At 65.1% G+C, this 11,710-nt stretch carries 9 protein-coding genes and 1 pseudogene; 5 read left to right on the top strand and 5 right to left on the bottom strand.

All coding sequences use genetic code 11. The annotated features are described in order from the left end of the window. Positions 1–39: 39 nt before the first annotated feature. Together KXR83_RS07230 and KXR83_RS07225 are read right to left on the bottom strand one after the other, a co-directional pair. Entirely contained in the window at positions 40–1,089 is a 1,050-nt protein-coding gene (locus KXR83_RS07230; protein WP_437424242.1) for an esterase/lipase family protein, read from the bottom strand. Between the two features lie 156 nt (positions 1,090–1,245). Then, entirely contained in the window at positions 1,246–2,379 is a 1,134-nt protein-coding gene (locus KXR83_RS07225) for an NAD(P)-binding domain-containing protein (protein WP_437424241.1), read from the bottom strand. 30 nt (positions 2,380–2,409) lie between these two features. On the opposite strand from KXR83_RS07225, the gene KXR83_RS07220 reads away from it, so the two are divergent. From KXR83_RS07220 to KXR83_RS07210, 3 genes are all read left to right on the top strand, one after another. Beyond that, a complete protein-coding gene (locus KXR83_RS07220; RefSeq protein ID WP_437424240.1) occupies positions 2,410–3,141 on the top strand; it encodes an enoyl-CoA hydratase in 732 nt (243 codons plus the stop codon). 200 nt (positions 3,142–3,341) lie between these two features. Next, entirely contained in the window at positions 3,342–5,021 is a 1,680-nt protein-coding gene (locus tag KXR83_RS07215) for a purine-cytosine permease family protein (RefSeq protein WP_437424239.1), read from the top strand. 174 nt (positions 5,022–5,195) lie between these two features. Beyond that, positions 5,196–5,852: an SDR family oxidoreductase gene (locus KXR83_RS07210; RefSeq protein WP_437424238.1), complete on the top strand. Its 657-nt coding sequence runs from the start codon at positions 5,196–5,198 to the stop codon at positions 5,850–5,852. 44 nt (positions 5,853–5,896) lie between these two features. Here the strand turns inward: KXR83_RS07210 and KXR83_RS07205 are convergent, their stop codons facing one another. From KXR83_RS07205 to KXR83_RS07195, 3 genes and pseudogenes are all read right to left on the bottom strand, one after another. After that, positions 5,897–6,811: a carbohydrate kinase family protein gene (locus tag KXR83_RS07205; protein WP_437424237.1), complete on the bottom strand. Its 915-nt coding sequence runs from the start codon at positions 6,809–6,811 to the stop codon at positions 5,897–5,899. A 3-nt stretch (positions 6,812–6,814) separates the two neighbouring features. Further along, positions 6,815–7,464 (bottom strand): annotated as a pseudogene (locus tag KXR83_RS07200) (class II aldolase/adducin family protein). 89 nt (positions 7,465–7,553) lie between these two features. Next, positions 7,554–8,927 carry a styrene monooxygenase/indole monooxygenase family protein gene (locus KXR83_RS07195; RefSeq protein ID WP_437424236.1) on the bottom strand — a complete coding sequence of 458 codons (1,374 nt, stop codon included), beginning with the start codon at positions 8,925–8,927 and terminating at the stop codon, positions 7,554–7,556. A gap of 324 nt (positions 8,928–9,251) precedes the next feature. On the opposite strand from KXR83_RS07195, the gene KXR83_RS07190 reads away from it, so the two are divergent. Beyond that, positions 9,252–10,064 (top strand): mycofactocin-coupled SDR family oxidoreductase, encoded by an 813-nt coding sequence (locus KXR83_RS07190; protein WP_437424235.1) that lies wholly within the window; start codon positions 9,252–9,254, stop codon positions 10,062–10,064. Positions 10,065–10,148: 84 nt separating this feature from the next. Next, positions 10,149–11,693 carry a carboxyl transferase domain-containing protein gene (locus tag KXR83_RS07185; protein ID WP_437424234.1) on the top strand — a complete coding sequence of 515 codons (1,545 nt, stop codon included), beginning with the start codon at positions 10,149–10,151 and terminating at the stop codon, positions 11,691–11,693. Positions 11,694–11,710 lie beyond the last annotated feature (17 nt).

The raw sequence follows: 11,710 nt of genomic DNA, 5'->3' as shown, positions 1-11,710 counted from the left end.
TGTTTGCCATATATGGAGGGTGCTTTGTGATCGCCAGACTCAGGAGTTTTCTGCGATCACCATCTCGAGGATGTCCGTGCCCAGCGCCACCGGCGTGCAGGTGGGTGCCGCCGCAGCCGGGTCCAGGGCATTGAGTACAAGCCCGACGGCGTAGTCGTCGTAAGGCAGGCGGAAATGGCCGCTCAGATCGGCCGGACAGCGATCCTGGATGAACAGATTTGTTGCGCCGGCACCTTTGAGCGCGACGGTTGCCGACGGCTGGATCACTTCGTCCACCTGGGTGCCGATGGTGGTGTACCCGACGCCGGGGACCGTGTCGTTGCCGCCGTTGTTGAGTTCGGCGAGCAGCGGCGAATCCTGAACTTGCTGCCACAGGGCGGTGGAGACCAGCTCAGGTGGGATCACGGTGGCCGCGACGTCGAGCGCGCCGGGGATCCGGGCGGCAATCGGCACCAAGCCGTACAGGGAGCTGCCGTACGACGGGGATGCCAGACCCACCCAGTGCCCGACCATCGTCGACCCACCCAGCCGATTGACGAAATACCGGCCGACCGTTGCGCCCTGCGAATACCCGACGATGTCCAGCCTGGTGGCTCCCGTCTCGTGCAGTACCTCAGCCGCGAAGTCGCCGACCTGCCGAGCGCTCTCCACGATGTCTTCGGTGCCGAAGTTGTCGCCACCCGCACGCCCGCCGAAGTTCACCGCGAACACGCAGAAGCCCTCGGCCGCGAGCCGGGGGCCGATCTTCGCGAAATCGGAGTACGCGCTCGAATCAGTGCCGTGGAGTAGAAGAACCGGCCGCGGGTGCGTCGGCGATGGGGTGCAGGCGAAGTCGTTCACGCCCGGTGGCACCGAGCCCGGGTGGTCGCCGACATGGCGGGAGGCCTCATGATGCGTGTTCTGTGCCGGGCCGGGACGGGTGGGTACTTCCCACAGCGACGCAGTTGATCCTTGGGCGCTGTCCGATCCCTCGCTGCTGTCGGCAGCCGCTGGCGAAACCGAGATGAAGGCGAGGAGCACGGAAATCGTTGCCGCCGCGCACAAACTCCGGAATCGACCCGGGCCACGTCTGCTGTCCGTGTATCGCATCGCACACCTCACCTCGGCCCGACCCGCTGTAGATCGATTTGACCATCTCAGCTGACGAGTAGCCGGATTTCGGGCGGAATGTGGTCTGAACGTTGCAGTGCACTGCGACTGTCACTGTCCTGCGGTTGCGGCTGCGGCATCAGCCGGCAGGGTGCGTCAGGCGAGAATGTCCTGCACCACCCGGGCTGCTTCGCGGCCCGCGCGGTTGGCGCCGATGGTGGACGCCGACGGGCCATAGCCCAGTAGTTGCAGACGAGGAGTGGATGCCACGACGGTTGCCAGCCGGCCCGTCATCACGATGCCGCCGCCCGGAGCCCGCAACTTCAGTGGCGCCAGATGGTCCAGGGCGCTCCGAAAGCCGGTGCACCACAGGATGACGTCGACATCCAGATGATCACCACCGCCCCCGCCACCTCCACCGCCGTTCGCGGGTGTCCCGCAGTCCCAGCACACTCCCGTGGGTGTGATGCGGGTGAACATCGGTCGCCACGCGAGGATGCCGTCCGCGCGTGCGGCGCGTATCGCGTCGTTTTCGGGCAGCCCCGTCACCGACACCACCGACCCGGGCGGAAGCCCGGCGCGCACCCGTTCCTCGACACGCGCCACTGCGGCCCGGCCATGTTCGGGGGTGAACGGGGCACTGCTGAACTGGGGTTCGGTGCGACTGCACCAGAAGGTCTGTGCGCCTTCGGCATTGCGTGCGATCTCGATCAGCAGCTGGATGGCGGAGATGCCGGCTCCCACCACGAGAACTCGCTTACCGTCGAAATCGGTCGGCCTCTTGTAGTCGTGGGTGTGCAGTTGTGTCCCGGTGAACGCCTCGATACCCGGCACGTACGGGATGAACGGCCGATCCCAGGTTCCGGTTGCGTTGATCACGGTGCGCGCCATCAGCTGTGAGCCATCAGAAGCCGAGACCAGGAAGTCGTCGCCGTCGAGCGACACCGATCGGACGTCGACAGGTCGACGCACGTCGAGCCCGAACCGCTGTTCGTACTGATCGAAGTAATCGGGCACCGCCGTGGACGCCGGCCACTGGTCGCATTCGACGCCGAGCGCTTCCGACAGGCCGAAGCCGGGAAGGTCGTGCACATTGTTGGCCCCGGCCAAAGTCAATGTCGGCCAACGGAACTGCCACGCGCCGCCGGGCCCGGGGGAGTGGTCGACGATCATTGTTCGATCACCGAGGCCGTATTTGCCCAGGTAATACCCGGCCGACAGGCCCGCCTGCCCGGCGCCGATGACGAGTACATCGGTACGCGCCCGGCCTCCGAAGGCGTTGGAGTTCACCTGTCGAACAATAGCGGTACGCTGACGCCCATGATTGGGACCAGCCGGGATGGCGATGTGCTGACCATCGAACTGCAGCGTGAGCGGAGGCGGAACGCACTCAATTACGAACTGGTGGAAGCGCTGTCGGTGGCGATGACCGACGCGGCGGGGTCAGGTGTACGGGCCATCGTCCTCACCGGTCAGGGAACCGTGTTCTGTGCGGGCGCGGATCTGTCCGGCCCGGTCTACGAACAGACCTTCCTCGACGAACTGCTGGCGATGCTCCGGGTTGTCGAGAGCATCCCGGTACCGGTGATCGCCGCGCTGAACGGTGCCGCGCTGGGGGCCGGACTGCAGCTTGCGATGGCCGCTGATCTGCGGGTGATGTCGCCGTCGGCGTGGTGCGGTATCCCCGCCGCAAAGATCGGTGTGACAGTTGATGAATGGACCATCAAGCGTCTCGTCTCGCTGGTCGGTGCCGGTGATGCGGCGGGCATCCTGATCGGTTGTGACTCGCTCAGTGCCGACCGGGCTGCGGCCGTCGGTTTCGCCAATCGGATCGGCGATCTAGCTGAGGCGCAGCAGTGGGCCGCGAGCATCGCCGCGCTGGCCCCGCTGACCCTGCAGCACTACAAGCTGGTTCTCGGCGACGACGGTGCTCGCGACGAGGCCGCACCCGACCACGTCGCAGCGATGGTCAGGGCCTGGCAGAGCCAGGACATGGCCGAGGGCCGCGCCGCCCGGGCCGAGCGGCGTCAGCCGAACTTCATCGGGAAGTAGAGGCCTCCTCAGCTCTGCCCTCAGCCGCTTCCCGCAGCTGCTTTCCCAAACTGCCCTCGGCACGACCCCTCGACAATACCTGCGGCTCAAGCGGGTTTTCGTGGTGGTAACACAGCTGCAGCCTCCCAGATACACGGCGGCCTTACGTTCCTCGCAGTCTCTGGTTCAGAGGAAACGTGGGCATTACGCGAGGGAGAGATATGTCTGCAGACAAAACGGTGGACCCGATAGCCGCGGGGGAATTGCCGACCAACATCAACGCGATGAGCGAGACGCTGGAGGACTACACCCTTCGTTTCGCGCCCCGTAGCTACCGCAAGTGGGGGCCCGCGGTGGTCGCCACCTCGGCTCTGGGTGGCATCGCCTACCTGGCCGACTTCGCCATCGGCGCCAACATCGGCATCGCCAACGGCACGGGAAACGCGTTGTGGGGCATTCTCATCTTCGCGGTGGTCATCGTCCTCACCGGCTACCCGCTGGCGTACTACGCCGCCCGGTACAACATCGACCTCGACCTGATCACCCGTGGCAGCGGCTTCGGTTACTACGGCTCGGTGGTCACCAACGTCATCTTCGCGTCGTTCACGTTCATCTTCTTCGCCCTCGAGGGCTCGATCATGGCGCAGGGCCTCAAGCTGGGTCTCCACATCCCGCTGTGGCTGGGCTACCTCATCTCATCGGTGATGGTGATCCCGTTGGTCATCTACGGCATGAACACACTGGCAAAACTGCAGGTGTGGACCACGCCGCTGTGGCTGGTGATGATGGTGCTGCCGTTTGTCTACCTCGTGATCAAGCACCCTGATGCGATCGGAGACTTCCTCGCATTCAGTGGTGGCACCGACGCCCAGGGCGGCCACGGCGTCAACTTCGCAGGCATCATGCTCGCCGCCGGTGTATGTCTGTCGCTGATCGCCCAGATCGCCGAGCAGATCGACTACCTGCGGTTCATGCCTCCCAAGACACCTGAGAACTCGCGTCGCTGGTGGATCGCCGTGATCACCGCAGGACCGGGCTGGGTGTTCTTCGGTGCGATCAAACAGATCGTGGGCCTGTTCCTGGCCGTTTACCTGATCATGAACTTCGCCGACCAGGCCGGCGTCGCCAACGAACCCGTGGAGCAGTTCCTCGCGGTCTACGAGGAGTTCATGCCGCACTGGCTGGCGATGACCCTCGCCGTCATCCTCGTGGTCATCTCGCAGATCAAGATCAACGTGACCAACGCGTACTCGGGATCGTTGGCCTGGACCAACAGCTTCACCCGCATCACCAAGACCTACCCGGGTCGACTGTTCTTCGTCTTCTTCAACGTCGCGATCGCTCTGGTGTTGATGGAAGCCAACATGTTCAGCTTCTTGAACAACATCCTCAACTTCTACGCGAACATCGCCATCGCATGGATCGTCGTGGTGGCCTCGGACATCGTGTTCAACAAGTACGTCCTGAAGCTCTCGCCCAAGGTGCCCGAGTTCCGCAGGGGGATGCTGTACAACTTCAACCCGGTCGGGTTCATCAGCGTGATCCTCGCCGGTGGACTGTCGGTGCTGGTGTACTTCCACGCTTTCGGTGACGCCATCCAGCCGTACTCGCCGATCGTGGCAACCATCCTCGCGCTGGTGTTGCCGCCGATCATCGCGGTGATCACCAAGGGCAAGTACTACCTGCGACGCACCGACGACGGAATCGACCTGCCGATGTTCGACGAACACGGCAACCCGTCCGACGCCAAGTTGCTGTGCTCGGTGACCGGTATCGAGTTCGAGCGCCCCGACATGCTCGCATCGAACAAACCCGGCCCGAACGGTGAGAAGCAGTACATCAGCTCGCTGGCACTGTCCTGCGACAAGACCGGTGAACACGTGTTGCCTGCCCAAAAGTAGCGCCTGCCCAGAAGTAGCGCCTGCTCTGCTCGTCAGCTCCACCCGTTCTGCGACAAGGACGGGTGGAGCTGTCGGTCTTCCCGTCGCAACTGCCGGAATGCCTCGCCGGCTGTTCTTGTTGTGCTCCTCAGTGCTCCAACACGCAGGGCCCATCAACGACGAAGGGAACGATGCATGTCACGAATCGCCATCATCGGAGGCCACGGCAAGATCGCGCTCAAGCTGGCCAAGATTCTGACCGGTCAGGGACATCAGGTCAGCTCCCTGATCCGTAATCCAGACCAGTCGGACGACATCACGCAGACCGGGGCCACCCCGGTCATCGCAGATGTGGAAAACCTCTCGACCGACGAGATCGCCGAGGCCATCAAGGGCCACGACGCCGTGGTGTTCTCTGCCGGCGCCGGCGGCGGCAACCCCGACCGCACGTACGCCGTCGACCGTGATGCCGCCATCCGCAGCATCGACGCGGCGCAGCAGGCCGGCATCACCCGCTACGTCCAGGTGTCGTACTTCGGTGCCGGACCGGATCATGGTGTACCCGAGGACAATTCGTTCCACGCCTACGCCGAGGCCAAGGCGGCAGCCGACGAGCATCTGCGCAAGACCACACTTCTCTGGACGACCGTGGGACCAAGCGCTCTCAACGATGAGCCCGGCACGGGCCGTATCGCCACCAAGGAACGCGGCGCCGAAGCCGGAACCAGCGTGTCCCGCGACGATGTGGCAGAGGTCCTCGCTGCGGTGCTCGAGACGCAGTCCAGTGTCGGAACCACGGTCGAGTTCACCGGTGGTCAGACCCCCATTGCCGACGCCGTCAAAGGTGTCTGACGGATCTGTCGGGATGACCTCAGGCCGGTAGGCCGGGGGCAAGCTCAGGCCGGTAGGCCGGCTGTCGCCGATTCCCAGTCGAAGTCGCCGTGATCGCTGCCCAGCCCGGTGGCGACCACTCCGGCCACCGCGCAACCGAGTTGCGCTGACCGCAGCAGGCCGAAGTCGTGGAGACGGCCCGCGATGAACCCGGCCGAGAACGCATCCCCGCAGCCACTGGTGTCGACAACCTCGACATCGGTGGCTGCGGCGTGTTCGGCACCGTCGCCGGTGACAACCCAGGCGCCGTCCGCGCCGGCAGTGGCCGCGACGCAGGCCACACCCAGGTCGATGAGGGCGCGACAACCGTCCACCAGGTCGGTGGCACCCGTGAAGCCCAGCACCTGCTCGTCGTTCGGCAGTAGGTAATCCAGGTGTGGCAGAACGGGTTCGATCCACGACAACACGCCAGGATCACCCGGCGCCAAGATGTCGGCCGAGACGCGGACGCCCGCAGCCCGGATTCGTTCGAGTACGCCCGCCAGTTCCGATGGGTTGAGCAGCTCGGGCGCGCCGATGTGCACGTGATCCGCGGACGTGAGAAGGTCCAGCGGCACTCGATCGAGCGGGTAGGCCAGATTGGCGCCGGGCATGTGCAGGGCGGGTCGATCACCGTTGCTGCGGATGGGCAACACGCTCATCGACGTCGGTTGACCGTCCACTCGCAGAAGGTGTTCGGTGACCACGCCGCGACGCTGCAGCATGGTGGTGAGCAAATCGGCGGAGTCGTCGCGACCCACTGCGCCGACCGTCGACACCACCGCTCCGAGTTTGGCCAGCGTGATGGCGGTGCCGCCGGCCGGGCCCGCGGGCACCAACCGAATGTGGGGAACAAGTGCCGCGCCCTGGCCGTCAGGTATCGAATCAACCGGGTGGACAACCACATCGAGCACATGGGCACCGAACGTCACGACCTGCATGCATCATCTCCTGGGTAGCGGTGAGTAGCCGCGGTTCGCCGCGGCGACGGCCACCGCGATCAGCTGGTCTCGGCTGAGCACGGCGCCATCGCCGACGGCGGCTGTGCGTAGGTAGATCTCGGCCAGCCATTCCACCAATTCGATGCGCTCACAAGCTGCTTCGAGAGTAGGGCCGTAGGCGACCGAACCGTGGTTGCGCATCAAAGCGGCAGTCCGCTCGGTCAGCGCCTCGGCCACTGCGTCGGTGAGTTCCTGGTGCCGAAGATCTCGTGGGGCGCCACGCGCACGGCGCCGCCGACCAACGCCGCGGTGTAATGCACCGCAGGCAGCTCATCGACCAGGTTGGCCACCGCGATGGAAGCCACCGGATGGGCGTGCGCGACCGCGGCCGCGTCAGTGGAGCGGTAGATCTCCAGGTGCAGGAGCAGCTCGGACGTCGGGACGTGATCGGTGTCCTCGACCACGTGCCCGTCGAGGTCGGTCACCACCAACTGGTCCGCGGTGAGCGACTCGAGAACAGCGCCACTGGCGGTGACGACCACCTGGTCGCCGACCCTCGCCGACAGGTTGCCACCCGTGCCGATCACCAGGCCGCGCGCGGCGAGGCGGTGCGCGGCGTCGACCAGATCCGCTCGCCGCTCTTCGACAGTCATGGTGCTGACAATAACGGGCGATGGCGGCGATCCATCACGGATCGCCGCCATCGTCGGTTTGTTCAGCCCCCGTCGGGTGCTTCAGATGGTCAGCCGACCGGGGTCAGCGAACGGTACGTCGACCGTGAGAACCTTCCTGCCGGTTCGAACTTCGCGAGGATGGAGTCGGCGTCCTCGCCGGTCACCTGGGTGATCAGCGACTTGGCGTCGTCCACGGAGTTGATGGAGAGCACCGGCGACGGATCCGAGAGCAGGCCGAACAACGCTGAGCCGAACTTCGGATTGGTTGCCGCGGCCGGGAACAGCACCGAAGCGTATTCCTGGAACACCGGGTCGCGCAGGAAGATCCGGGTGGCAAGGTTGGCGGCGTCCACACGGCTGGTCAGGAAGTTGTTGTAGGTGGCGGTGATCCAGGCGTCGTCGAACTCACCCTCGTGGTCCTTGGCGGCGGCCACGAACTGTGCGGCCTGGATGAACCCGCTCTGCGCGCCCTGGCCCGTGATGGGGTCGTAGGCCACAGCGGTATCGCCCAGAGCAACCACGCGGTGTCCGCTTGCTGTGTGTCCGAGCGCGTTTCGCACGGTGGGCGTGACCGCTCCCTGGATCCAGGAGTGCGGGTCCTCCTCGATGACCTGGGTGCTGAGCACCTCGGGCAGGTCCCAATCGAAGTATTCGCGATGCAAGTCGATGACTACTTTGTGCGCAGAGTGTGCGTCGGTGACCGACTGGAATCTGCGTTCCCATTCACTGCCGGGTTGCGCCCACCCGAGGAACGACCATGACGGTCCGGCGTCTTTGTGCAGGTAGGGGCCCCACCAGCCCTCGCCCTGGTCGGCGAAGTTGAACGCCTGGTGTTTCGGGCCCGCGGGGCTGCGGTGCGCGAACACATCTGGGTCGTGACCCAGCCCGGCCACGGTGAGCAGGAGGACGCTGCGTTGTGGGCTCTTGTACGGCGATCGTGATTCGTCGACGCTGAACAGGCTGGACAGTCCGGCCTTGCCGGTGGCGACGAAGGTCAGGTCGTTCTCGGCTGCGATGGAGTCGAGTCGGCCCGGATCGACATTCTCGACCACGAAACGACCACCCTTTTCGAGGAACAGGGTGAGACGCTCGTCGACCTTGAGCCTGGTGTCGACACCAATCGCCTCGAATCCGGGGAACTCGGCGTCGAAGTCGAGGAGCTCGGTGTAGTCGTGCCCGCTGCCCGTGATGGTGCGAGCGCTGATCCCGGTGACCTGCGGCGCCCGGCCGGCGAAGTTGTCGACACCCAAGGCGGTTTCGGACTGCTGGGACAGGCCGAACGTCACCGCGGTACCGGTGGCGGATACGTCGTGCAGCAGGCTCCGCTGATCACGCTCGCTGTAGACGGTCACGTCGAATCCTGCGTTGAGGAAGCCGACGGCCGCCGAGACGCCTGTTTGGCCTGCACCGATGATGGCGACGGAACGGTTGGTGTTGCTCATGCAACGATCTCCTGTGTTTGTGCGAATGATGTTGTTCGATAATCGAATACGGAGTGACTACGATGCGGGGACGTCATGACTGTCCGGCAGTCGCGCCGGTACATCGCCGTGTTCCGGCCCACCACGGGACCTCGGTGGAAATAGTCATGCCGTCGAATCTCATGCCGGTGAGCATTCGCTGGTTTGCGATACCGCGGAAGGATTCGACTCAGGCCGAAGTTAAGTGCATCTCAGCAAACACGGCGGTTCAGCTCATGCAGGCCAATTACAGTCGGTTCGAGCACTCGCGACGCGTGCCGCGGGGAACAACGATTGGTGGGCGTAGTGACACGGCTGGCGAACAGGGTCGCATTCATCACGGGAGTGGCCCGCGGACAGGGTCGCGCGCATGCGGTGCGGCTCGCACGTGAAGGCGCCGACATCGTGGGTGTTGATCTTGCCGGGCCGTTGCCGGGTGTGCCGTACGACTCGGCGACGCCGGCCGATCTCGCCGAGACGGCGGGCTTGGTCGAGGCCGAGGGTCGCAAAGCACTTCTTCGCCAGGGGGATGTTCGCGACCTCGAGGGGCTACGGTCCCTCGCCGCCGATGCGGTGACCCAGCTGGGTGGACTCGACGTCGTGGTCGCCAACGCCGGGATCTGTATCCCGGCGATCTGGGACGAGGCGACCCCGGAGATGTTCCGCGATCACATGGACATCAACGTCACCGGCGTGTGGAACACCGTGATGGCGACGGCGCCTCACCTGGTCGAGCGCGGACGCGGGTCGATCATCCTGATCAGCTCGTATGCCGGAAAGAAGGTGCAGCCGTTCATGGTGCACTACACCACCAGCAAGCATGCCGTCACCGGCATGACCCGGGCGTTCGCTGCCGAATTGGGTGCGCACAATGTGAGGGTCAACAGCGTGCACCCCGGCGCGGTCGCCACGCCGATGGGGTCGGGCGACATGGTGGCCCGCATCGAAGAGACCAATGCAGCCAATCCGCGATTGGCGCCCATGGGTACACCGTTTCTCAATCAGTACGCAGCGGACCCGGAGGAGGTGTCGAACGTGGTCGCGTTCTTGGCGTCGGACGAGTCGTCGTTCATGACTGCCGAACACGTCTCGGTCGATGGTGGTGCCCAGTACTTCTGACCGCTGTGTTCTGTGCCGGTGATGTCGGTCGAGGAATCTGCCATCTGCCCTGGCAATCGTGGGCAAGAGTTCTACGGTTGATGGGTGACTGATCGGACGGATCGACCCGAGCGCACCTCGGCGACGGAATTGCTGGCCAAGCTCGTCGACGAGGGCAGTTGGCACCCGTGGGACTCGCAGATCACTGCGCTTCCCGACGATGCCGGGTACGCAGAGGACATTGGTCGGGCCCGCGAGAAGACCGGACTCGACGAGTCCATCATCTGCGGTGAAGCGCATGTCAACGGCGTGCGAGTGGCCGTTGTTGTCAGTGAGTTCGGTTTTCTGGGTGGGTCGATCGGCCGTGACGCGGGACGTCGCGTGGTCACGGCGATCCGCAGAGCGACTGCTGAAGGTCTGCCGTTGCTCGCCCTTCCGGCGTCGGGCGGAACGCGGATGCAGGAGGGGACTGCGGCTTTTCTGCAGATGGTGAACATCACGGCGGCGGTCGTAGATCACAAGGCCGCCCATCTTCCGTACGTGGTGTATCTGCGTCATCCGACCACCGGTGGGGTGTTCGCGTCGTGGGGCTCGCTGGCACATGTGACGTTGGCCGAGCCGGGCGCTCTTGTCGGCTTTCTCGGCCCGCGAGTGTACGAGGGCTTGTACGGCGAGGCATTCCCCGAGGGCGTCCAGGTGTCGGAGAACCTGCGTTCACACGGTCTGGTGGATCTTGTTGTGGCGGTGGACGAATTGGGATCAACCGCATCACGCATCATCAGGCTTCTGGTCGACCCGCTGGTGGACGCCGATCACTCCCGGCGCGGGCCGACCGGGCCGTCTTCTGGGCCGACTGCTGCGCCGGGACTGTCCGAGGGGACTGTGGGTGAGTCGTCGGCCTGGGATGTGGTGGAGCAGTCGAGGGATCCCGGCAGACCAGGCGTGAGTCAGTTGCTGCGCGAGTCGGCCGACGAGGCGATGGAACTGGCCGGTGGCGGCGAACTGGATTCGCGTAGCGGCATCATTCTCGCGTTGGCGCGCTTCGGTGGGCATTCGGTTGTGGTGGTCGGGCAGGACCGCAACCGTCAGGTGCCCGGCTCGCTGGTGGGACCGGCTGATCTGCGGCTGGCCCGCCGGGGTATGAGGTTGGCGCAGAGTCTGCATCTGCCGCTGGTGACGGTGATCGACACTCCGGGCGCCGATCTGTCCGCTGACGCCGAGGAGTCGGGCCTGGCAAACGAGATCGCTCATTGCATTGCGGAGCTGACTGCGTTGACGGTGCCGACGGTGGCGGTGCTGCTGGGTCAGGGAGCTGGGGGAGCCGCGCTGGCACTGTTCCCTGCGGATCGGGTGGTGGCCATGGAGAACTCGTGGTTGTCTCCGCTGCCGCCCGAGGGCGCCAGCCTGATCGTCTTTCGGGACACCGACCACGCAGCCGACATGGCACGGAGCCAGGGAATCCGTGCGACCGATCTGCACGCCGCCGGCATCGTGGATGTGGTGGTCCCCGAGGCCGCGCTGGACGGATTTTTGCCGGAGCTGGGTGACCGGCTCGCCGCCGAGATCGAGGCGTTGGACGACAGCACGGTTGAAGCCCGCGCTGGGTGGCGGACGGAACGCCTCCGGCGCATCGGTGGTGTCGAGATCTGAACTGCCGGAACCAGTTT

It is taken from the genome of Williamsia muralis (genome assembly GCF_051487485.1).
GTDB lineage: Bacteria > Actinomycetota > Actinomycetes > Mycobacteriales > Mycobacteriaceae > Williamsia > Williamsia muralis_B.
The sequence above is the reverse complement of the archived record's forward strand: the minus strand, read 5'-3'. Positions and strand labels throughout refer to the sequence as shown.